This is a genomic window from Kitasatospora sp. NPDC033851, from assembly GCF_055576085.1.
The window spans coordinates 135,689-156,829 of sequence record NZ_JBVIRL010000003.1 but is presented as its reverse complement, the minus strand read 5'-3'; the positions used below and the strand labels follow the sequence as shown (position 1 = coordinate 156,829).

20 protein-coding genes and 1 pseudogene are annotated in these 21,141 nt (G+C 67.6%); 15 read left to right on the top strand and 6 right to left on the bottom strand.

Translation table 11 applies throughout. The annotated features are described in order from the left end of the window. Window positions 1-13: 13 nt before the first annotated feature. Together ACZ51D_RS07490 and ACZ51D_RS07485 are read left to right on the top strand one after the other, a co-directional pair. Entirely contained in the window at window positions 14-358 is a 345-nt protein-coding gene (locus ACZ51D_RS07490; protein WP_465661541.1) for a DUF6086 family protein, read from the top strand. Between the two features lie 1,089 nt (window positions 359-1,447). Continuing rightward, window positions 1,448-1,870: a hypothetical protein gene (locus ACZ51D_RS07485; protein WP_465661539.1), complete on the top strand. Its 423-nt coding sequence runs from the start codon at window positions 1,448-1,450 to the stop codon at window positions 1,868-1,870. A gap of 33 nt (window positions 1,871-1,903) precedes the next feature. Here ACZ51D_RS07485 and ACZ51D_RS07480 read toward each other — a convergent pair whose 3' ends face one another. Beyond that, window positions 1,904-2,842 (bottom strand): SUMF1/EgtB/PvdO family nonheme iron enzyme, encoded by a 939-nt coding sequence (locus ACZ51D_RS07480; RefSeq protein ID WP_465661538.1) that lies wholly within the window; start codon window positions 2,840-2,842, stop codon window positions 1,904-1,906. Between the two features lie 58 nt (window positions 2,843-2,900). Further along, complete coding sequence (locus ACZ51D_RS07475) at window positions 2,901-3,674, bottom strand: aminotransferase class IV family protein (protein ID WP_465661536.1); 774 nt, start codon at window positions 3,672-3,674, stop codon at window positions 2,901-2,903. Window positions 3,675-3,926: 252 nt separating this feature from the next. Here ACZ51D_RS07475 and ACZ51D_RS07470 point away from each other — a divergent pair, with 252 nt between their 5' ends. The 5 genes from ACZ51D_RS07470 to ACZ51D_RS07450 all read left to right on the top strand — a co-directional run bounded on the left by ACZ51D_RS07470 (window position 3,927) and on the right by ACZ51D_RS07450 (window position 8,001). Continuing rightward, entirely contained in the window at window positions 3,927-4,502 is a 576-nt protein-coding gene (locus ACZ51D_RS07470) for an ATP-binding protein (RefSeq protein WP_465661535.1), read from the top strand. A 224-nt stretch (window positions 4,503-4,726) separates the two neighbouring features. Beyond that, the gene (locus tag ACZ51D_RS07465; protein ID WP_465661533.1) at window positions 4,727-5,314 is read left to right on the top strand and encodes a hypothetical protein; all 588 of its coding nucleotides are present in this window, start codon (window positions 4,727-4,729) and stop codon (window positions 5,312-5,314) included. Between the two features lie 47 nt (window positions 5,315-5,361). Next, complete coding sequence (locus tag ACZ51D_RS07460) at window positions 5,362-6,402, top strand: glycosyltransferase family 4 protein (RefSeq protein WP_465661531.1); 1,041 nt, start codon at window positions 5,362-5,364, stop codon at window positions 6,400-6,402. Window positions 6,403-6,457: 55 nt separating this feature from the next. Next, on the top strand, window positions 6,458-7,339 hold the full coding sequence (locus tag ACZ51D_RS07455; protein ID WP_465661529.1) for a radical SAM protein: 882 nt from the start codon (window positions 6,458-6,460) through the stop codon (window positions 7,337-7,339). Further along, entirely contained in the window at window positions 7,336-8,001 is a 666-nt protein-coding gene (locus ACZ51D_RS07450) for a PIG-L deacetylase family protein (protein ID WP_465661527.1), read from the top strand. Before ACZ51D_RS07455 ends, ACZ51D_RS07450 begins: the two co-directional genes overlap by 4 nt. 11 nt (window positions 8,002-8,012) lie before the next feature. On the opposite strand, the gene ACZ51D_RS07445 is transcribed toward ACZ51D_RS07450, so the two are convergent. Then, window positions 8,013-9,719 carry a proline--tRNA ligase gene (locus tag ACZ51D_RS07445; RefSeq protein ID WP_465661525.1) on the bottom strand — a complete coding sequence of 569 codons (1,707 nt, stop codon included), beginning with the start codon at window positions 9,717-9,719 and terminating at the stop codon, window positions 8,013-8,015. Between the two features lie 175 nt (window positions 9,720-9,894). Here ACZ51D_RS07445 and ACZ51D_RS07440 point away from each other — a divergent pair, with 175 nt between their 5' ends. After that, window positions 9,895-10,755: a class I SAM-dependent methyltransferase gene (locus ACZ51D_RS07440; RefSeq protein ID WP_465661524.1), complete on the top strand. Its 861-nt coding sequence runs from the start codon at window positions 9,895-9,897 to the stop codon at window positions 10,753-10,755. A gap of 622 nt (window positions 10,756-11,377) precedes the next feature. Here ACZ51D_RS07440 and ACZ51D_RS07435 read toward each other — a convergent pair. From ACZ51D_RS07435 to ACZ51D_RS07425, 3 genes are all read right to left on the bottom strand, one after another. After that, window positions 11,378-12,250: an Eco29kI family restriction endonuclease gene (locus ACZ51D_RS07435; RefSeq protein ID WP_465661522.1), complete on the bottom strand. Its 873-nt coding sequence runs from the start codon at window positions 12,248-12,250 to the stop codon at window positions 11,378-11,380. 336 nt (window positions 12,251-12,586) lie between these two features. Further along, window positions 12,587-13,204: a very short patch repair endonuclease gene (locus ACZ51D_RS07430; protein WP_465661521.1), complete on the bottom strand. Its 618-nt coding sequence runs from the start codon at window positions 13,202-13,204 to the stop codon at window positions 12,587-12,589. Window positions 13,205-13,377: 173 nt separating this feature from the next. Continuing rightward, window positions 13,378-14,697 carry a DNA cytosine methyltransferase gene (locus ACZ51D_RS07425; protein ID WP_465661520.1) on the bottom strand — a complete coding sequence of 440 codons (1,320 nt, stop codon included), beginning with the start codon at window positions 14,695-14,697 and terminating at the stop codon, window positions 13,378-13,380. A 116-nt stretch (window positions 14,698-14,813) separates the two neighbouring features. On the opposite strand from ACZ51D_RS07425, the gene ACZ51D_RS07420 reads away from it, so the two are divergent. The 7 genes and pseudogenes from ACZ51D_RS07420 to ACZ51D_RS07390 all read left to right on the top strand — a co-directional run bounded on the left by ACZ51D_RS07420 (window position 14,814) and on the right by ACZ51D_RS07390 (window position 21,106). Further along, window positions 14,814-15,653 carry a GIY-YIG nuclease family protein gene (locus ACZ51D_RS07420; RefSeq protein ID WP_465661518.1) on the top strand — a complete coding sequence of 280 codons (840 nt, stop codon included), beginning with the start codon at window positions 14,814-14,816 and terminating at the stop codon, window positions 15,651-15,653. 190 nt (window positions 15,654-15,843) lie between these two features. After that, window positions 15,844-16,536, top strand: a complete 693-nt coding sequence (locus ACZ51D_RS07415) for an Eco29kI family restriction endonuclease (RefSeq protein WP_465661516.1) — start codon at window positions 15,844-15,846, stop codon at window positions 16,534-16,536. Window positions 16,537-16,885: 349 nt separating this feature from the next. Then, on the top strand, window positions 16,886-17,626 hold the full coding sequence (locus ACZ51D_RS07410) for an SDR family NAD(P)-dependent oxidoreductase (protein WP_465615312.1): 741 nt from the start codon (window positions 16,886-16,888) through the stop codon (window positions 17,624-17,626). Between the two features lie 270 nt (window positions 17,627-17,896). After that, complete coding sequence (locus ACZ51D_RS07405) at window positions 17,897-18,559, top strand: ScbR family autoregulator-binding transcription factor (protein ID WP_465661514.1); 663 nt, start codon at window positions 17,897-17,899, stop codon at window positions 18,557-18,559. A gap of 246 nt (window positions 18,560-18,805) precedes the next feature. Next, window positions 18,806-19,183: pseudogene (locus ACZ51D_RS07400) on the top strand (MerR family transcriptional regulator); the annotation flags it as partial. 349 nt (window positions 19,184-19,532) lie between these two features. Beyond that, window positions 19,533-19,883 carry an ACT domain-containing protein gene (locus ACZ51D_RS07395; protein ID WP_465661512.1) on the top strand — a complete coding sequence of 117 codons (351 nt, stop codon included), beginning with the start codon at window positions 19,533-19,535 and terminating at the stop codon, window positions 19,881-19,883. Window positions 19,884-19,984: 101 nt separating this feature from the next. Then, entirely contained in the window at window positions 19,985-21,106 is a 1,122-nt protein-coding gene (locus tag ACZ51D_RS07390; protein ID WP_465615306.1) for a M20 family metallopeptidase, read from the top strand. Window positions 21,107-21,141 lie beyond the last annotated feature (35 nt).

Sequence of the window (21,141 nt, the reverse complement as noted above, 5' to 3'; positions counted from 1 at the left end):
TTGTACTTTCCAGGTGGGGGACGAGATCGTGTGGGATCCGTCGAACACGGTGGCCAGGTTGTTCACCGGAGAGGCGGCGGCGGTGGCATCTGCTTTCGGGCTGCATTCGGGAATCGGCGAGATCATCGTGGACGAGTGCGAACTCGATATCCCGGTCCTGGAGGCCTTTATCGCCGAACTCGTGCGGCGGTACCACGAGGCGACCCACCCAATCCTCCGATCGCTCACGGTGGGGTTCATCGCTACGGCGTCGGTTCTGGTCGAGCGGGCTGGCGGGCAGCTTCCGTCCGGTGAGCCGGACCAGGTCGCGGCCTGGGCCCAGTTGCGCCAGGAGCACGCGAGGTCGATGCCGCGCTGAACGGGACCGGACTGGTCGCGGGAGCGCCCTCGGCTATGTCTCTCTGCCGCGGGCACTCGTCGGCCAGTTCCACCGGATGGGTCGGTACCGGGAACGCGGATGAGTGTGCTGCGGTGCCAGGAGCGGTCGTACCGGGCGCCGCAGCACACGGCGCTGCACAGGTCCGCCCTAAGCGGTAAACCGCCCAGTGACGGCGGGTGCGGGAGCCCCTCCCGCACCCGCCTCCCTCAGCTGCCTCGGATCCGAAGCACGCGCCCTCGCCGACTGGTTGATCGCCCTCGAAGCCGACACCAAGGGCACGACCGCTTGCCCGACGCCGTTGTTCACCGAGTGGACAGGGGTGCCGTTCGCTCGGTGAACGGGCGCCTTGTTCACTGAGTGAACGCTCCGGCTTCCTCGCGGCCGAATCGCGCGACGGCGGGCAGTGAGGACACCAACTGGACTTCCAATCCTGTCGCTTAGAGATCAGGAGAGGCCGGATCGAGTGTGATGGTGATCGTTTGCCGAACACGTCGATCTTCGAACGGCCTGTGTGCTACGTTCCGTGATCCAACCGAAAACAGGCGACCCCGGCAGCGCGCCAACGCTCCGGGGCCTGGCACCAGGAGCTGTAACTCCCGATGCGCGTCCATCGTAGCGCCCACGTGCGCAACTTCACCGTGCTGCCCAACGCCGTCCTGCAGTACCGACGGCTCTCCTACACCGCCCGCGGCCTGCTCGCGGATCTCCTCTCCCGCCCCGATGGTTGGCGCGAGGATGGTCGGCACATGGCCGACACCAGTCCGCAGGGCCGGGGCGCGATCCGCAAGGCCCTGAAGGAGCTGGCTGAGGCTGGCTTCTACCGGGTCGAGAAGATCCGCATGCCGGACGGCACGATCATCACCGAGACCCACGTCTACGACACCTCGCAGCTCACGGTGCTGCCGGGTGTCACCCGTCTGGTCTCCGGTGAAGCGACCACCGGCGGTCCTGACGCCCTTGTAAAGGAGCTGGTGAAAGAACCCTCCCTCCCCGCCGAGCCGCAGGCGAGGGCGGGAGGGCGGGAGGAAGACTCCGAGGGTCCGAGAGGCGGTCGCCACGCTGTTCCGGGTGATCCGCCCCGAGCCGCGCCTGCGGCTCGGCCAGGCCGAAGCCGAGGAACTCGCGCCCCTCGTCGCCCGGTGGCTGGAGCGAGGCGCGACCCAGACCGACCTCGCGCAGGCCCTGCTGCCGGGCCTGCCCGCCCCGATGCACTCAGCGGTGGCGGTGCTCCGGTACCGCCTGGAGCACAAGCAGCCGCCCGTCCAGCCCGTCGTACGGCCCGTAGCAGCCCGGTACACCGAGTGCGCCAAGTGCCACGATCCTGTGCCCCAGTCGGGCATCTGCGGCCCTTGCGCGGGCCTGGCACCCCGAACGGTCGGGGTCGGCGGCGGCGAGGCTTCCGCCCGCACCGGTGCGGCCCGAGCCAGGGCGGCCCTGCGCTCGGCAAAGGCTGTCGGCTTGGGCTTGGGGGGCCTGGCTACCGCAGGATAGGTGCCTTCGGGTACCCGCTGTACCTGCGGGGTGCTACGACATGTCGGGCGGGCCGGGAAGATCCACCGCGCAGCAACGGAAGCCGGTGTCGTCGTCCAGCATGGTCGAGGCCGCGTCGTTGAAGGCGGACGGTAGGGTTCTGGCGAAAGGGCTCGTGAAGGCGCCGGCCTTGAGCTCGTGGCGTCCCGGGGAGGGCTGGTCCTGGCACCACTCCCAGGTGTTCCCGCACAGGTCGTAGACCCCGTACGGGCTGACACCGCTGTGGTAGCAGCTGACGGGAGTGGTTGAGGCGAGGCTGCTCTCGCGGCTGTTGCACTTCGCCGGCGTCGACTGGTCGCCCCACGGGTAGATGTGGCCCCGCGGCCCGCGGGCGGCCTTCTCCCACTGGTGGCTCGTGGGAAGGGTCTTGCCGGCCCACTGAGCGTACGCTGCCGCGTCGTTCCAGGTGACGAAGACCACCGGGTGGTCGAGCAGCTCGTCCGGGCAGCTCCCTCCAGTCCAGTGCTGGGGCGGGTGGTGAGAGGTGGCCGCGACGAAGCGCGAGTAGTCCCCGTTGGTCACCGGGAACACGTCGATGTAATAGTCGGGCAGCCAGACCGGTTCCTTGTCGGGTCCTGCAAGGAACACCCCTGCCTCGACGAACGTCATCCGCCGACCGTCGCCCGGGTGCCGGAGCTGGTGCTGGCGAGGAAAGGGCAGGCTGTCGGCGCCACCCGGGTTGGGTAGAACCGAGGGCGACCCGGCGGTGAGTCGGGCGAAGCGCTCGTGCACCTCGGTGTCCGATGAGGCCAGTGACGTGTCCAGGGCTGCCTGGTTCACCGGCCGGGGGGTGATGTCCGCACCCCGGGCTTCCCACTTGGACACCATCCTGGCGCTGATGCCCAGGTGAGCGGCGAACGATTCGATGCTCATCCGCTTCGCCTGACGTAGCGCCCTGACCTCGGCACCGGTCCATGTCTCTACGGTTGCCACCGCAGTTCTCCCGCCCCCACCGCCGTCGCGCCCCGCGCATTCGTGTTCGGAGGGTCAACTACAGCAGATCTCCGGACAGTTCGTCGTACTCCTTGCGAAGCTGCTCGATGATCGGGTGACTGCTGGGCAGGGTGTGCTCGTCGACGGCGCCGATGACGCGCACCCCGATGCCGATGTTGGTGGCGAACGCGGCGTCGAAGCCGGCGACGTCCGGCAGGCGGACGGTCCGCGTGGTGGACGGGTGGGCTTCGCGCAGGAGCTCCATGGTGGTGCCGATCAGGCAGTCGGCATCGGGCCAGATGACCTCGCCGTCCTTCACGAAGCCGACGTTCCAGGTCCCGCCCTCGGAGATGATCGACTCGGTGTCCACGAACAGGGCGTCGTCGAAGCCGGCGCGCTGGGCGGCGCGGCGGTGGCGGAGCGAGCCGAACAGGCCGACGCTCTTCACCGACGGCATGTCGCGCGTGTAGACGACGGACTGAACTCGCAAGGGGGGAAGGGGGAGCGGTCCGGCGGGCCGAGTCGTCACGAGGACCTGGGGCTGAGCGTCCGATCCGACGTGCCCGAGATCCAGTGCAGGATCGAAGATCGTCACGCGTACGACGCCGGCACCGCTGGTCGGCGCCAGGCGGCGGGCGAGCTCACGGACGCGGTCCAGGTCGAGTTCCGTGTCGAACACGGCCTGGCAGTCGCGTGCCAGTCGGGCCATGTGCAGGTCGAGGCCGCGAACGCGACCGTCCTCGACACGCATTGAGGTGAAGTGGCCGTAGTTGGTCAAGGCAAGTGCCTGGAGAGAGTCCAGGGCGATCGGGGTGCCGTTCAGTTCCGCCATGCGCTCAGCATGGCATCCGGGCGAGCCGTCGGACCTGGCTTCTCTCAAGCGTGGTGATCGAAGTTCAGTGGAAGTTCGGTGCCGGGGCAGAGGCAGGACATACCAGGCCGATCACCTAAAGCGTCAATCTGGTCACTCAAAGTTGGCGCCCCTGGCAAGACTGTCCGCTTCCCCCACTGTCGCCGCGGGGAAGCGCGCGGATCGCGGGCAGCCTGCAGCCCCTACCCGGCTCCCGACCTGGGAGGACCCTCCGTGTCACAAGCACGCCCCGGCTTCAGTCAGTTGGAGCTGGCAGACAGCCCGAACCCGGTCGCCTGGGCCCGCCGCCACACGGTCGACATCCTGAGCCGCTGGCAGGTCCCGCCCGACGTCATCGAGACTGCTCGCCTGCTGGTCTCCGAACTCACCACCAACGCCATTCAGCATCCGAAGAGCGGCACGGTCACCTCGCTGTTCTCGGAGACCTGCCCGGTGCAGACGATCACCTTGGCACTGATGGTCGACCGGGGCCGACTCGTGCTCTCGGTACGGGACAGCGACCACCGGCCACCCGTGGTCAAGGCGGTGGGCGAGGGCGAGGAAGGCAGCCGGGGGCTCTTCCTGGTGGAAGCCCTGAGCGAGCGCTGGGGCTACTACCACCTCCCGGAGCCGGCAGGGAAGGTCGTCTGGTCAGAGCTGACGTTGGTCGCGCGCGACCCCCGGTTCGGAACCGACCGTTCCCCGAAGCCTTCCGACTCGACCGAGGGCGACCAACTGGCCGACCCGAACCACGGGCAGGCCCCGCCATTGCTGATCGCCCGCGCTCTCGTCGGTCTTCGAGAGCTCTGACACAGAGCGTGCCCACGCCCACCCTGGTGGGCCCATGAACGAGTGGCCGGCGCTGGAATCCCCCACGGCGACGGTCACTCAGAGCGTCCCCGCAGCCCGCGTGACCTCGACGGTTAGCGAGTTCATCGCGTGATCGCTGCGGGGGCGCTCACCCAACGGAGGCGGCCCGGTCCCGGCACTTCCGACCCAGCACCTCTACCGATGCAACCGCGATTGGAGAGAACGTGCACAAGTCCGTCCCCGCACCCCGCCAGCCCGGGACACCGCCTCCCGGCCACCGCTACCTGGACTTCCTCGGCGGCCCCAGCCACCTCGTAGACGAGAGCACCTGCCGGGGCTGCTTCATGAACCAGGCGGAATCCCGCCTGCCGGACATCCTCGCCCCCGTCTACGACGACGGCACCATCACCGTTCGGCAGGACGCCGAGTGGGCCGTGCCGGGGTTCATGGTCGTCGGTCTCCGGCCGCACATCGGCGCACTCGACGAGATGGACCTCGCGCTCGTTGAGCGGATCGCCCGCGTTACGCACTTCGTCCGCCGCGCCATGCGGGAGCGACTGGGCCTGGCCGCGGTGCAGATGTACCAGGAGGAGAAGCTCGACCGCCCGCACTTCCACGTGTGGATGCTGCCCCTGTGGCCGGACACGATGGCCGCCCACAGCATCAACCCGCGGATCTACGAATCGAACATCGCCCGGTACCTCACCCTCTTCGCCCTCGAATCCCACGAGGCAGCCATCCGCAGGTGTACGGACGAGGTGCGCGACTTCCTCGCCAGGACTCCCGAACTGCAGATCGGCACATCCGCCTGACGTGGTCCGCCGACACGGCGAACCACCTCGTTCCCGAGGAGACGAACATGCGCATCGCACACGTGGCGCCGCTGTGGGAAAGCGTCCCGCCCAAGGGCTATGGAGCCGTCGAGACGCTGGTCGCGGAGCTCACCGCCGCCCAGGTCCTCGACGGGCACGAAGTCACGGTCTTCGCCTCCGGCGACTCCAAGGTGGCCGGCAACCTCCACGGCATCGGGATGACGGCACTGCTCGCGGACCCGCGGATCCACGAGCCGGAGGTCTACCGCATGCTGCAACTGGCAGAGGTCCGCGATCGCGCCGACGAGTTCGACGTCATCAACTCCCACGTGCACTCCAACACCGGCTGCCTGGCGATCCCTGCGCTCCACGGCCTACGGACGCCGGTGATCCACACCGTGCACTGCTTCTTCAACGACGACAACACCCCGCTCTTCCGCCGGTTCGCCGGCGAGCGGTACGTGGCGATCAGCCGCGACCAGCGCTCCCGCCTGCCCGAGCTCAACTACCTCGGCACGGTCCACCACGGCGTCGAGCTACAGGCGTTCCCCTTCGGCGCAGGAGCCAGCCCGTGCCCGTACGTGGTGTTCCTGGGGAGGATCAGGCCCGAGAAGGGCGTCCACCTCGCCATCACGGCAGCGAGGCTCGCGGGAGTGCCGCTCAAGATCGCGGGGCGGATCAAGCCCCGCGACCAGGTGTACTTCGAGCAGCAGGTACGACCGCACGTGGACGGCGAACAGGTCTTCTTCCTCGGCGAACTCGACTTCCCGACCAAGACCGCCCTTCTCGCCGGAGCCACCGCCACCCTGATGACCTCGCTCATCCCCGAGCCGTTCGGACTCGTCCCCATCGAGTCCATGGCCTGCGGGACGCCCGTGGTGTCCCTGCGCACAGGGGCAGCCCCCGAACTCGTCCGACACGGCATCACCGGCTACCTGGCGGACACCGCCCAGGAACTGGCCAACGCCATCCACCACCTCGAAGCGATCGACCGCGCCGCCTGCCGCGCGCACGTGGCCTCCGAGTTCTCGATCCGCAGGATGGCCGACGGCTACGACACCGCCTACCGGACGGCTCTGTACACCTGATCCACCAGACACCGCACTGCCCAGCACCCGTCTCCACCCAACCCAGTGAGGCACCATGCGCAGTGTCATCCTCAGCGCGGGCAAGAGCTGCTTCGTAGCCTGTCCCGGCTGCTACAACTACTTCGGCCGAACCGTCAGCGACACCTCCCACGTCCTGCTCTTCGCGGCCGGCCTACGCGATCGGTTCGGCGCCGAGAAGATCACCGTCGGAGGTGGTGATCCACTCACCCGACCGGACATCCTTCCCCTGCTCAAGGGCCTGCACGGCCTGGGCTTCGGCATCCGGCTGGACACCGTGGGCACCAACTTCCTCGGCCCTGCCCGCATCCGCTTCATGGGCACCGGAACGGCCGACCACGTGTCAGTGGCCGAGGTGGCCGCCGTGACCGATCTGATCGGCATCCCCCTCGACGGCAGTACCGACGCCATTCAGCAACAGTTCCGCCGACACGCCACCGTCTCCTCCCAGTTGGCGATCCTCGCGCAGTTGGAGGAAATCGGCGCGGCCACCTGTATCAACACGGTCGTTCACGCCGGCAACACCGACGACCTCGCGGCCATGGCCGAACTGCTCCGTGGCTATACCTGCGTCCGGGAGTGGCAGCTCTTCCAGTTCATGCCCATCGGACCGCTCGGCCACCACAACCGCAACCGCTACCTCGTCAACGGCACCGACTTCGAGCAGGCCGCCACGATCGCCAGGGAGAACGCCCCGAGCGGACTGACGGTCGTGGCCAAGAGGGCACACGGCCGCAAGCACCGATACCTGCTGATCGACTCCGCCGGACTGGTATGGACCCCCGAGCAATCGCCCGCCGCCTCGTGGCAGAGCGAGGACACCAACGACCGGCGGAACATGATCGGCAACATCGGCGATGCCGACATCCTCGACCGGCTGGCCGCCCTGGATAACGTCGACACGGAGGTCGGGGGATGACCAGAGCGGACCTGCTCGTCGTCCTCGCGCATCCCGACGACGAGACGCTGCACTGCGGGGGACTCATCCACCGCACCGCCCGGCACGGCGGCACCGTGGTCACTGTCACCCTCACACGTGGCGGCGCCGGCAGAACCCTCGGCATGTGCACCGAAGCCGAGCTGCCAGTCGTTCGCGAGCGGGAGCTGCGTCGGGCGGTCGAGGTCCTGGGCGTTTCCCAGGCCGAGGTTCACGACCTGCCCGACGGCCGTCTCGTGGACCACGAGACGGAGGCGGCGGGCCTGGTGCTGGACACGCTCCGGCGCTGGACACCGCACCGGGTGGTGGCCTTCCCTCCCAACGGGATGAACGGTCACCCGGACCACCGTGCCGCTCACCGGATCGCTCTCGCCGCGCTCGACCGCTGTGACCTGACGCCGGAGGTACTGCTGGTGACCAGTACGACTCCGTACACCGAACCGGCCAGATCAGGCTTCCTGGGCCCCTCGCAGGTCGAGGCGATGCGCCTACCAGCCACCCTCCGCACCCAGGTGGGCGACAGCCTGGAAGCAAAGCTGCGCGCCATGGGTCACTACGAGACCCAGGCGCGCAGCAGCGCTAAGGTTCTTCGCCGCTATCCGGAGACGCTTCTCACCGAGGCGTTCCACCGGGTAACCGGCTGACGAGTCGACCTTTACGCAGCGGACGTCAGCAGCTTGCGGACGTGTTCCACCGCCTCGGCCACCGGCACGGACTGGGTCTCGCCGGTGGCCCGGGTGGTGACCTCGACCGTGCCGTCGGCCAGGCCCCGGGCGCCGACCGTGATCCGGTAGGGGATGCCGATCAGCTCGACGTCGCGGAACTTCACGCCGGGCCGCTCGTCGCGGTCGTCCAGGAGCACGTCGACCCGCTCGCCCTGCAGCTGTCGGTACAGGCCCTCGGCGGCCTCGACCACCTTCTCGTCCTTGGTGCCGAGGACGACGACGGCCACCGCGAACGGGGCGACTGCGACGGGCCAGACGATGCCCTTGTCGTCGTGGTGCGTCTCCACGATGGAGGCGAGCGCACGCTCCACGCCGATGCCGTAGCTGCCCATGATCGGGACGACGCGCTCGCCGTCCCGCCCGAGGACGGTCACGCCGAGAGTCTCGGTGTATTTGCGGCCGAGCTTGAAGATGTGGCCCACCTCGATCGTGACCACGACCTCCAGCGGTGTGCCGCACTGCGGGCAGGGCTCGCCGGCGGTCACCTCGCGCAGGTCCGCCCACCGCTGTACGGCGATGTCCCGTTCGACGGACACGCCGCGCAGGTGGACGCCGTTGCTGTTGGCGCCGGTGGTCATGTCGGTCCGGCCGCGCAGGGCCTCGTCCACGAGGACGGGCAGCTCGGTGACGCCGACCGCGCCCAGGCTGCCGGGCGCGGCGCCGAGCGCCGCCTGGATCTCCTCGGCGGTTGCGGGTCGTACTGCCTTGGCGGCGAGCGTGTCGATGAGCTTCTGCTCGACCAGGGCGTGGTCACCGCGGACCAGGACCAGGGTCAGCTCGTCGTCGACGACGTACACCAGCGTCTTGACCTGCCGCTCGGCCGGCACGTCGTGCTGGACGGACAGCTCCTCGATGGTGCGCGCGTTCGGAGTGTCGAACCGCTCCGGCGCGTCCAGGCCCGGACCGTCCACCACGGCGGGCAGGGCAGAGGTCGCCTTCTCGGTGTTCGCCGCGTAGCCGCAGCCAGGGCAGCGGACCACCAGGTCCTCGCCGGCGTTCGAGGGGCTCATGAACTCCACCGACGCGCTGCCGCCCATGCTGCCGCTGGACGCCTGCACCGGGATCGCGGGCAGGCCCAGGCGGGCGAAGATCCGCTCGTAGGCGGCCTTGTGCAGGTCGAAGGAGCGGTCGAGTCCGCCGGCCTCGACGTCGAAGCTGTACGAGTCCTTCATCGTGAACTCGCGCACCCGCAGCAGGCCGCTCTTCGGGCGGGCCTCGTCCCGGAACTTGGTCTGGAACTGATACCACATCTGCGGCAGGTCCCGGTACGACTTCAGTTCCTGCGACAGGACGGTGAAGATCTCCTCGTGCGTCATACCGAGTGCCAGGTCCGCACCCTTGCGGTCCTTGAGCCGGAACATCTCATCGCCCATAACCTCCCAGCGGCCACTGCGCTGCCAGATCTCCGCCGGGTGGAGGGCGGGCAGGATGAACTCCTGGGCGCCGATCGCGGTCATCTCCTCGCGGATGATGTCCACGATCTTGGCGCGGACGCGCACGGCCAGCGGCAGCAGGGAGTAGTGGCCGGCCATGAGCTGCCGGACGAACCCTCCTCTCACCAGCAGGCGGTGACTCACCGCATCCGCGTCCGCCGGGTCCTCCCGGAGAGTGGGCACGTACAGCTGGGACCAACGCATAGGACCGGAGACCGTCCTCTCGGTGAAACTGCGAGTGTCGCGGCGGCGCTCACGCCGACATCACGACGGGGAACGCATTCTAGTGGCGGAGCCCTGCCCGAATCGCTCCGTTTTGAGAAGCCCAGGTCAGAGGCCACATGCAGAGCGGCATCCCTGATGACACGGACGGAGGCCGATGGCTGACACACCGGATGAGACGCCTCGCAGCGATCAATCCGTCGAAGCCATCCGCCGCTACTACGACACCCTCGGCGAGGGAGAGCACGACCGGCTCACCAAGGATGTCGCCGGCCGAGTCTCCTTCGAGATCCACCGCCGCTTCCTTGTTCCGCATCTGACGAGAAATCAGCGAGTGCTGGAGGTCGGCGCTGGCCCAGGCCGCTTCACGACCGTGCTCGCCGAACACGGCGCCCGCGTAGTGGTCACCGATATCTCGCCCGTCCAACTTCGCCTGAACGAAGTCAACGTTGCCGCAGCGGGTTTCGAACACGCCATCGAAGCGCGTCGCACACTCGATGTCCGCGACGCGAGCCGCTTCCCTGAGGCCACGTTCGACATGGTCCTCGCCTACGGAGGCCCGCTCTCGTACGCCTTTGAACAGGAGCACCAAGCCCTCGCCGGCCTCCTCCGCGTCGTGAAGCCCGACGGCATCGTGGTCGCCTCGGTGATGTCCCTGTGGGGAAGCTGGCGAGCCCGCTTCCCCGGCGCCACCCAACTCGCCATCCGCTACGGCACCGACGTCACGGACGCCGTCATCCGAACCGGCGACCTGCGCCACGTACCCGGCATGGTCCACGTCTGCCGCATGTTCACCTGGGAGCAGCTCACCACGCTCGTCACCGAATGCGGCGGCGAGATCCTCGCGGGATCGGCGAGCAACTGGGCGAGCCTCGAAGACCCGGACGTCTTGGCGGGTATCGAGGAATCCCCGCAGCTCTGGGAGCGATTCCTCGCCTACGAGACAGCTGCCTGCGCCAGCCTCGGTGCCCGCGATGGGGGCACTCATATTCTCGTCGCGGCTCGGCGACGCGGCTGAGTTCCCGGACGGGACAGCCACCAGGGAACCCATCGCTCGGGCACTCGTCGAGGTACGAGGAGTTCGTCCGCCGACTCGGCTTCGACGAGCAGCGTGGTGTCCTACGCCGCCAGGAAGGCGGCACCGACGTCCTGGCCACGGCCTTCCTACTCTCCCGCCACCTGGACGACGCCGACTTCGACTGGGCCGAGGAGGACCTCTCCGGGCTCTACCGCAGCCACGGTGTCTTCGACCACCTCACCTACGGCATGAAGCAGGCCCCCCTCCTGATGGCTGCCGACTTCGTCCACCTGCTCGCCCAGGACCGCCACGTCCTGGTCTCCCTCGGCGTCGACGAGCACAAGTACGTGGCGCTCGCCCGGCGCGGAGCCGAGCGCTGGGGCCTGCCCGCCGATTGCCTGGCCGGCATCTACACCAAGATGATCCCGAGCCTCGGCGGCCTGCCCAAGATGAGAAAGAGCATCCCCGGCTCTGGCATCACCGCCGCACTGTCACCCGACGACATCCGCGCCACCCACCAGCTGCTGTCCGCCCTCGTTGGCGAGGCCGACATCGCCGGCGCGGCGACCGTGTGGTACCCGTTGGAGCACAGGCGCAGAATTGCGCCTAAGTGCGGGTCGCATTACTCACCATCGGCCGACTCGTCAAAGTCGTCAAATTCGTTCATTTCAATCGGGGACTGGCTTCCCTCTTCGGATTCGTCGGGTAGGCGCCATGTCCCAGCATCGACTTCGACCCCGAAACGCTTGTTCTCTTCGATGAAAACGTCTTCTCGATAGACCACAGTCCGCTTGTCGCTGCCCTTGGCTGCTGACCAAATGATCTCAATTGGGCGCTTTCTGAGTTCTGTCAGCGCCGTATCTCGCTGAATTCCCGGCGGCATGAGCGAAATTTCGATCCCCTTTGAAATGAGATCCTCCATCTCTGCGCTGCTGCGGCGTCGGTAGCAGAGTGAATTCTTTGCTCGCGCCCGCCCAGGATGGATCGAATCCCAGATCGAGCGACCGTTCTTCCGGTCCTCTCCCGCTGCGTTCGAGCCGAACCCGGTCATTAGAGTGTTCCATAGTACGGGGCTGTGGGCGCGCAAAAGCGCCCGTTCGCCCAAGACAATCCAAATGTCATCTAGGACCAGATGCCGCACGTCGAAATGGGATGCATCGAGATTTAGTGCCTCATTGATGCTGGCGCGATGCTTTGCTATCCGGTTGAAAAGCTTCGGATTGGCTTGATTCGGCGGGTCTCCGTAGCTGCTGTTGCCTGCCTCGGCTTTGCCGATGTAGATCGGGGCATCCGCGCCCTTGAGCTTCTCGTAGAGCGGAAGGTTTCCCTTGTAGTAGAGGGCATATAGTCCCGCCCCTGCAAATTTCTCAACCGCGTCAAGGGGAATTCTCGGGCGACAGTCGAGTTCTTCGCGCAGATTACTGCTGAGCAGGTCGAGGCCCAAGGGGTTGAAGTTCGGAGGAGGAGTGGCAGAGCCACCGGGACTGGAAGCCATGAGCGGATCCTACTCATCCGCACCACGTGGCTCGGGAAGAGTCTCCTGCGTAGCCTGGCTGGCCGTACCGTTGGGCCGCTGCTGTCCCTCGTGCTGGGCGAATCCCCGTGTCGTCGGCGTATCTCCAGGAGCCGTCAGACGTTGATCGGGTAGGGCTGCGTCCTATGTGCCCTGAGCTGGCATCGGGCGTGAGTCTCGTTATGACCGCCGTGGGGAACCGGCGTCACTGTGACGACCGGAGTGTCCAGTGGCGATCAACCCAACGGCCCGATCCTTCTCATCCATCTGGCGAGGGGCTGCTCCGTGCCATGGTTACCTGCGCAGAACGCGGAGCAGTTAGGGGTTCGCCTTCTCCCGTACCGATGCTGAGCCTCTGACAATGGCCACAATCCTAGAGGCAGCTTCGACCGGGTCCTCGTGTTCCCAGATGCGGACGACTTTCCAGCCGGCTTCCCGGAGAAGGCGATCGGTTTCCCTGTCTCGGGCGCGATTGCCTTCGATCTTGGTTTGCCAGAACTCGACGTTCTTTGTGGAGGCTCGCAGGTGGTCAGGGCATCCGTGCCAGTAACAGCCGTCGACGAACACAGCCACCTTCGGCTTCGGGAAGACCACGTCGGCGGTGCGTCGTAGCTCGGGCAGTGGCCTGGCTGCAACGCGATATCGGAGCCCCTGCTTGTGCAGCAGCGAGCGCAGCCGGAGCTCGGGCTTGGTGTCCTTGTTCCGGTTGCCTTGCATCGAGGACCGGACAGCGGCAGAGGAAGCCCAAGATCCCTCTGCCGGGGGTTCCTCGGTCAGTAGGCCCTTCTGCCAGGCCAGCTCCCATCCTTCGGCGAGGTTCGCCGTGCGGGTGTCGTGCTCGACTTCTCCCAAGTAGCGGGCTGGGGACTTCCCGGCGTCGGACCAACGTAGGTATGCGCGAATACGCCGCGTGTCGGGCAGTACCTTCAACTCCACTGAGGCACGGGCGAATCGGCCGTCACCGAGGTCGACAGAGCGCCGATGACGGCCACCCGCAGCCCGATCCTGCTCGGCTGCCAGGGTCTCCCGCGTCCGCCCAGGCCGGCCTTTCCACGCGCGGTCCGGTGGCGGGTCATGTTTCCAGCGGCCCTGCGCGACGCTTGATGCAATCACTTTTGACGGCCCTCTGCCTCGTCCAGGACGGCAGCGACGGCCTTGGAGAAGACCTCTCCGAGGGCGACGGGTACGGCATTGCCGAGCTGACGCATCTTTTCGCCGCGCGGTCCCTTGAGTTCCCAATTATCGGGAAACGTCATGACACGGGCGGTTTCGCGGACTGTCATGTAGCGGTACTTGTACCTGCGACCGCCCTGGGCGGCCTTGTCGGCGACCAACTCGTCGAGCAGCATGACTGACTCGCCACCGGGCACCCCATGCACTCCGGCCTTGACTGTCTTCGCCGGCCGGTCGAGTTCGTTGGGCGTATGGCCGTCGTAGATCCGCGCTCCAGGCCAGCCGACGTGGTCGGTAAATCCGCCGAGGAGGTGCTCGGTGCGATCGAGCCACTCATCCGGTACTTCCGGCAAGGGCTTGTTGTCGCCGATACCCGCGATCGCGTCTCGGAGGGTGTACCAAGGCAGCAGCCCGTCGTCGATCGGCAGGGTCTCAGGAAGGCGGGCCTTGACCCACTCCTTCACGTGGTCGGGAACCTCCGAGTGCCGCTCCCAGTAGCTCCCCCCGTTCATCATGGATCGAATGAGAGCGGCCTCGGAGTGAGTCGGCTTGATGAGCTTCTTGAACAGCTCGATGTCGACGTCCAGGTCACGGCGGAAGGCGACGATGATCACTCGGTTGCGGATCTGAGGTACGCCGTAGTCGGCCGCGTTCACAGGCGTCATGACCACCTGATACCGCTTCGTGAGGTCGCCAGGCTCCTGTCGCAGTCGCGCCTGCAGGTACTCGTCGTGCTGCGTCCAGTCCGTGCCTTGGGCGCGCTCCTCGAAGGGCAGCTCCAGTTCGCGCAGGATGTACTGGAAGTAGGACTGGAAGGACGGCCTGAGTAGGCCGCGGACGTTCTCGCAGATCACGGCCTTCGGCTGGATCTGGCGGACGGCCTTGAACATCTGCGGGAACATGTTCCGCTTGTCCTCGTCGCCCTTGGCGACACCGCCGAGGCTGAACGGTTGGCAGGGCGGCCCCCCGGCGAGGACGTCCACCCGACCCTTCAGGTAGTTCATGTCTAGGTCCTGAACGTCGCCGGCGACGAGCGGCACCTTGTCCTTGGCTCCCGGAGCTCGCGTTGGCTTCTCACCGTCCGGAAGCCGCTTCGCCCCGTTGGCCTCCAGGGTCTCGCAGGCCCGCTTGGCGAACTCGTTGAACAGCAGCGGCCGGAAGCCCGCGCGGTGGACGGCCATGGCCAGGCCGCCGGCACCAGCGAACAGTTCGACGCCCGTGCGATCTCTCTTTGATCCTTCTTGCAGCTCAGCCATGCCAAAAGCATACCGCGGAGTTGGCGATCTTCAAGCGATTTGGCGCGAAGGTTCGTCCGCGTGTGGCATCCGCAGATAGGGTTTCCTAGATCACGTCGACCTAGGGGGTAGGGCTGATGGTGCCGGTGGTGGGGGCCGAGGACGGGCCGCAGTACCACAAGGACTTCATGCTGAGCATCACGAAGGCGCTCGGTGATCAGCTCGCTGACGCGCTCGACGGGCTGGACAGAGCTCCGCTGAGCGAGGAGAGCATCGGGCGACTCAAGGACAAGGCCGGGGTCTACCAGCTCTACCTGGATGGTGACTTCGTCTATGTAGGTAAGGCCGACAAGTCGTTGCCGTCCCGGCTTCGGAACCACCTCCGGAAGATCTCCGGACGTCGGAACATCTCACTGGAGCGGATGTCATTCTCCTGCCTGTACGTGGCTGAGGACTTCTCCGCGCTCGCGCCGGAACAGCTGCTGATCAGCCACCACAAGGAGATGGGCAACATTCCTTGGAACAACAACGGCTTCGGCAACAAGGATCCTGGTCGGCAGCGAGACAGCACGATTCTGAAGCAGAACCACTTCGACGTGCAGTTCCCTATCGACCTGGACCGGCCAATCGAGGGCCTGGAGTCCGGCGAGGGCACCCTGCAGGACCTCCTTGAGAAGGTGAAGGCTGGCCTGCCCTACAACTTCCGGTACGGGAAATCCGCCGAGTTCAAGCGTCGGCTCGTCCAGGTGCCCGAAGGGCCGGCGACCGCAGCCGAGATCTTCCGGCTGATCTCAGCGGAGATACCCGACAAGTGGCAGATCGCCGCTCTCATGGGTTACGTGATCATGTACGACGACGGCCCCAGCACCTACAAGAGCGCATGGCGCTACTACAGGGCTGGCCAGCCGATCGACGTCGAACCCGAAGCCGAGCCAGCTGGCGACGTGGAAGTCGATCAGTCGGACCAGGACAGCTGATCACCTGGCCGGGCGTGCCGCCGCATGCCCGGCCCCGGCCAGCACTACCTGCCGGAAGCGGAGCGCCGCTGTGGAGATGGACTCCCTTTTCGAACTCCCAACGCCTGGACACAACACCGCTTCCCCCCAGCGCCAGGGGCGCGGGCGCTCGCCACGACGAGCGACCTCGATCAGATCGGAGAGAACCGCAGTGGTCACGCAGCCGGCCCTCGACGGTGTTGGAGATGCGGAGCCTCACTCCGGGCCCGACTCCATCTATGACCCGTTGCGCAGGGAGAACCTCGGGCGCAGTGTGTTGTGGGCGCTGACGTCCCGAGAGGCTGTGCGGCTGGACCGAGTCCCGCGTTTTAACGGCTGCGGGATATACGCGATCTACTACGCGGGCGATCACGAGCTCTACGAACCGATCGCATCTGATCGGTTCGAAGTGCCCATCTACGTTGGCAAGGCCGACCCGAGCGGGGGACGCAAAGGTGTGACGGTAGGGAAGGCCTGGGAGGGAACCCCTCTGTGGAGCAGACTCGGCAAACACAGGGCGAAGATCGGCCAGACCAGCGACCTGAACGTGGAGGACTTTTTTGCCCGGTATCTTCCCGCCGATGATCTGTTCACCCCAATGGCCGAGCGTCTGATGATCAGCGATCTCCGGCCGGTTTGGAATGTGGTGCTTGAGGGTTTCGGTGTCAATCCGCAGGGTTCTGGCCGTGAGGGTGCTCAGCTACGCCCGAAGTGGCACGAGGTTCACACCGGCGTCGAATGGGCGACCAGAATGCCAGCGCAGCCGAGCGGGCCCGAGCCTCTGCGGCAGGAAGTGCGTGATCACTTGGCGCTCTACGCGACACCTCACCCAGACGCCGCCGGCCAGCGCTCGGGACTCATCTGAACGATGCGAGTGGGGGTTGGTGGGAGAGCTGTCCTCCGTGCCAGATCCGTGCCAGAACGGGTGGTGGACGGCGGACAGCGGCGGTCTGCGCCGGGCGTCCGAAGGGTTGGGTTGCACCGGTATTAGTGCAGGTCAGGAGCACTTTTCGGCTCGAAGGCCCAAAGATTCCCAAGCTTAGAGCGCGAGTTCGATTCTCGTCGCCCGCTCCATACAGAAAGCCGCAGGTCATCTGACCTGCGGCTTTCTTGTTGTGCGGTGCGGCCGGCTCCGGGCTTGACCCTCACATCGGTGGGAATGTTCGAGGATCCCGTCAGGACAATCAACGATCCGTCTATCGAAGGAATCATCGATGAGTGACCTGACCGGAAAGGTAGCGCTGGTGACCGGCGGCAGCCGGGGGATCGGCGCGGCGATCGCGAAGCGGCTGGCCGACGCGGGGGCGGCGGTGGCGCTGACCTACGTCCAGGCGGAGGACAAGGCGCGCGAGGTTGCCAAGCAGATTGAGGCGGACGGCGGCCGGGCCCTGGTCATCCAGGCTGATCTGACCCAGCCGACCGCTGCGGCGGACGCCGTGGAGCAGACGGTGCGGGAGCTGGGCCGTATCGACATTCTGGTGAACAACGGCGGCTTCCTCGCCTACGGCCCGCTGGCCGAGGTGACCGCTGACGAGCTGGACCGCGTGCTCGCCGTGGACGTCAAGTCGGTCTTCCTGGGCGCCCAGGCCGCCGCCAAGCACATGGATCACGGCGGCCGGATCATCAGCGTCGGGTCGTGCTTCAACGGGCGCGTCCCCGGTGCGAACTTCGTCCTGCAGGCGACGGCCAAGACCGCGCTCATCGGTCTGACCAAGGCACTTGCCCGGGAGCTGGGGCCGCGCGGGATCACCGTCACCACCGTGGACCCGGGTCCGATCGACACCGACATGAACCCGGCCGAGGGCGAGAGCGCCGACTTCCAGAACGGCCTCACCGCCCTGGGGCGCTTCGGCGTGGCCGAGGACATCGCTGCCGCGGTGACCTTCCTGGCGGGCCCCGGTGGCCGCTACATCACCGGCACCGGTCTCGCCGTGGACGGCGGGTACACCGCCTGACGGCGAGCCGTCCCCGCCCCCTCGGAGGGCGGTTGCAACAAGGCTCCCCAGCCGAAGAGTTGAGACCTGAGACATCTCGACTCGACGGCCGGGGAGCCTTGTCGTATGTCGGCGTAGCGCGGACGAACAGAGCCGTGCGGGGTGCCGGTGATGGTCACGAGCACCCCGCGGCGAGAGGTTCGAAGCCCTGGAACGCCTCCTCAACTCGTCTCGGCGGCCCGCAGATAAGATAAAGAAAACTTTTTTTCGTAAAGATTGGCAGGTGATCTCATGACCGGGCGGGTCGTGAAGCAGGAGCGTGCCGAGCGGACCCGGGCCGCTGTGGTGCAGGCGGCGGCGGAGGTGTTCGGGCAGCTCGGCTTTGCCGGCTCGAGCGTGGTGAAGATCGCCGACCGGGCGGGGGTCACGCTCGGCGCCGTGTACTTCCACTTCCGGAACAAGGAGGAGCTGGCCCGGTTCATCGTCTCCGGTCAGCCGGACCTGGTGGTCCCGCCGCAGCTCTCGCAGGGCCTCCAGCGCGCCGTGGACATCACCCTCACCTGGGCCTGTCAGCTGCTCGACAACCCCATTCTGCAGGCCGGCGCCCGGCTGGTGTGGGAGCAGGAGCGGTTCCTCCCTCCGGAGGAGAACTCCCACCGGCAGTGGGCCAAGCTCGTGCTGGAGGACCTTCGCATGGCCCAGGCCAAGCGGGAGTTGAAGACCGGGACGGACATCGAGGCGTTCGCCCGACTGCTGGTCAACGCCTGTACCGGCGCCCAGATGCACTCCTACGTCGAAGCCGGGCACGCGGATCTGCCGCAGCGGGTGGCGGAGATCTGGCGGTGCATGCTGCCGGCGATCGCGGTGCCGAGCACCGTCCGGCGGATCGAGCTGGGCGAGGAGCGGGGGAGGCCGGCCCGTGATGCCGCCCCGGTGGCGGCGGCCGGTTCCTGAGTCATTGTTCGGACGGCGCTTCCCGACCGCACCCGGCGGCTGCCGGCAATACGTCACCTGCCCCACCGCGACCTGGGTCTCGGCGTAGCCCTGGATGCGGACCGCCGCCGCGTGGTCCTCCTCGACCGCACAGCCAGGCTTCAAAAAAAGAGAACTATTAATTATCTTATGGCGTGAGGCTGTATCAGTGATGCACCCTGGCGGAACTGGCGGCACTGGCAGACGGTGAGACAGGAGGTGGGCCAGATGCGGATCGGAGAGCTGTCCGAGCGCACCGGAACCCCGCGCCGATTACTGCGCTACTACGAGGAGCAGGGGCTGATCGCCCCGGAGCGCTCCGCGAACGGCTACCGGGAGTACGACGAGCGCTGCGTCGACCGCGTCCTGCAGATCCGGGGGCTGCTCGACTCCGGACTGCCGACCCGGATCATCAAGCAGCTTCTTCCGTGCCTGAGCTCCCGAGTGATCCACGTTGCCGGCGCGACCGCGGAGACGATCACGACCCTGGAGCGGGAGCGGGAGCGGATGGGCGAGCGCATCGAGTGCCTGATCCGCAGACACGAAGCCATTTCGGGCTACCTCGATGCCGTACGTCGCGCGCAGCAGCCTACGGCCGCGGCGCCGGTCGCGCGGGAGACGACCGGCGCCGCGGAGTTTCGGCCCTACGGCCTGGTCGCAACGGTCTGGCCGACCTGGACCGGATTGGCCAGCAGGTTTCCGCCCGGACGATTCCGGTGCGTGCCGGATCCGTGCCAGAGCGGGTGGTGAGCGGCGGTCAGCAGCGGTCTGCGCCCGGTGTCCGAAGGGCCGATTGCGGTGGCATCGTTGCAGGTCAGGAGCGCTTTGGGCCCGGAAGCCCAAAGATTCCCGAGCTTGGAGCGCGAGTTCGATTCTCGTCGCCCGCTCCCTACCGAAAGCCGCAGGTCACATGACCTGCGGCTTTTGCGTTGTCCGGGGCCGGGGGTGCGGGTCCATGGATGCGCAGGATTTCCGTCCGGCCGATGAGGCGTCGGCCCTGGCGTCGCGCTGGATCTCGCTGGTTCGGGCCCCCGAGGGGCTGACCGTGGTGCGCGAGGTGGACGAGCGGGTGGACGGCGCGTCCGTCGAGCGCTGGACGGCGCTGTACAGCGGTGACAGTGCCCACGCGCTCGACCTGCCGGGCATGTTGTCCTTGCTCATCGCGCCGCTGGCAGCCGCCGGAGTGCCGGTGTTCGTGGCCTCGACGTACGACGCGGACCTGGTGCTGGTGCCTTCGGAGCGGCTCACCGACGCCTTGGCGGCCCTGCGGTCGGCCGGTCACCGCGTGGAGGAGCAAGACGAGTAAGAGGAGTAGGGCGAGTAGGGCGAGTAGGACGAATAAGCAGGCGCGCAGGCAGGCAACCCGGTGCGGGTGTGCGGCGGGCCGAACCACACAGACGTTGAAGGATGACGATGCACAGGAGTGCCGCCGTACGCGTGGACGCGATGCTCGAGGACCTGCGGAGGCTCGTCGAGGTCGAGTCCCCGTCCCGCGACCCGGACGCCCTGCGGGTCTCCGCCGAGGCCGTCGCGGCGGTGATCGAGAGCCGGCTGGGCGGGCGGGCCGTCCTGGTGGAGAGCGTGGCGGGTCCGCACGTCCACTGGTCGGGCGGCGGCGATCCGCAGGTGCTGGTCCTCGGCCACCACGACACGGTGTTCCCGCTCGGCACGCTCGCCCGGCGTCCCTTCCGGGTGGAACACGGCCACGCGACCGGACCCGGTGTCTTCGACATGCTCGGCGGTCTCGTGCAGGCCGTCCACGGGCTGGCGGCGCTGGACGATCCGACCGGCGTGGAGATCCTGGTGACCGCCGACGAGGAGGTCGGCTCCGGCGCCTCGCGGGCGCTGATCGAGGAGCGGGCCCGCGCCTGCGGGGCGGTCCTGGTGTTCGAGGGGGCGGCCGAAGGTGGCGCTCTGAAGACCGGTCGCAAGGGGTGCGGCACGTTCGAACTGTCCGTCAGGGGCCGGGCGGCGCACGCCGGGCTGGAGCCCGCCGCCGGAGTCAACGCGCTGGTCGAGGCGGCCCACCAGGTCCTGGACCTGGCGGCGCTGAGCCGACCGGAGGCCGGGACGACGGTGACGCCGACCATCGCGTCGGCAGGGACCACCGACAACGTGGTGCCGGCGGAGGCGACGGTGACCGTCGACGTCCGCGTCGAGACGGCCGGGGAGAAGGAGCGGATCGAGTCCGCGTTCGCGAACCTGCGCCCGCACCTGGACGGGGCCGAGATCGTGGTCCGGGGCGCGGTGGGCCGGCCCCCGATGCCGGAGTCGGCGTCGGAGCAGCTGTTCCGGCTGGCACGCCGACTCGTTCCGGGCCTCTCGGGTACGGCGGTCGGCGGAGGCAGCGACGGCAACTTCACCGCCGCCCTGGGCATACCGACGCTGGACGGCCTGGGCGCGGTCGGCGGGGGCGCCCACGCCGACCACGAGTACGTCGTGGTCGACGCGATGGTGCCGCGGGCGCGCCTGGTGACCGGACTGGTGAACGCGATCCGGGAGGAGTTCGCCCCGGCCGCCCGCGGGTGAGAGACCGTCCGGTCGGGTTCGGCCGTCCGGCCGAA

Excerpts from the sequence above, each read along its gene's own strand:
- ACZ51D_RS07475 (WP_465661536.1), bottom strand. The coding sequence starts at position 3,674 with ATGGCGGAACTGAACGGCACCCCGATCGCCCTGGACTCTCTCCAGGCA.
- ACZ51D_RS07460 (WP_465661531.1), top strand. The coding sequence starts at position 5,362 with ATGCGCATCGCACACGTGGCGCCGCTGTGGGAAAGCGTCCCGCCCAAG.
- ACZ51D_RS07455 (WP_465661529.1), top strand. The coding sequence starts at position 6,458 with ATGCGCAGTGTCATCCTCAGCGCGGGCAAGAGCTGCTTCGTAGCCTGT.
- ACZ51D_RS07450 (WP_465661527.1), top strand. The coding sequence starts at position 7,336 with ATGACCAGAGCGGACCTGCTCGTCGTCCTCGCGCATCCCGACGACGAG.
- ACZ51D_RS07445 (WP_465661525.1), bottom strand. The coding sequence starts at position 9,719 with ATGCGTTGGTCCCAGCTGTACGTGCCCACTCTCCGGGAGGACCCGGCG.
- ACZ51D_RS07440 (WP_465661524.1), top strand. The coding sequence starts at position 9,895 with ATGGCTGACACACCGGATGAGACGCCTCGCAGCGATCAATCCGTCGAA.
- ACZ51D_RS07435 (WP_465661522.1), bottom strand. The coding sequence starts at position 12,250 with ATGGCTTCCAGTCCCGGTGGCTCTGCCACTCCTCCTCCGAACTTCAAC.
- ACZ51D_RS07425 (WP_465661520.1), bottom strand. The coding sequence starts at position 14,697 with ATGGCTGAGCTGCAAGAAGGATCAAAGAGAGATCGCACGGGCGTCGAA.
- ACZ51D_RS07420 (WP_465661518.1), top strand. The coding sequence starts at position 14,814 with ATGGTGCCGGTGGTGGGGGCCGAGGACGGGCCGCAGTACCACAAGGAC.
- ACZ51D_RS07410 (WP_465615312.1), top strand. The coding sequence starts at position 16,886 with ATGAGTGACCTGACCGGAAAGGTAGCGCTGGTGACCGGCGGCAGCCGG.
- ACZ51D_RS07405 (WP_465661514.1), top strand. The coding sequence starts at position 17,897 with ATGACCGGGCGGGTCGTGAAGCAGGAGCGTGCCGAGCGGACCCGGGCC.
- ACZ51D_RS07395 (WP_465661512.1), top strand. The coding sequence starts at position 19,533 with ATGGATGCGCAGGATTTCCGTCCGGCCGATGAGGCGTCGGCCCTGGCG.
- ACZ51D_RS07390 (WP_465615306.1), top strand. The coding sequence starts at position 19,985 with ATGACGATGCACAGGAGTGCCGCCGTACGCGTGGACGCGATGCTCGAG.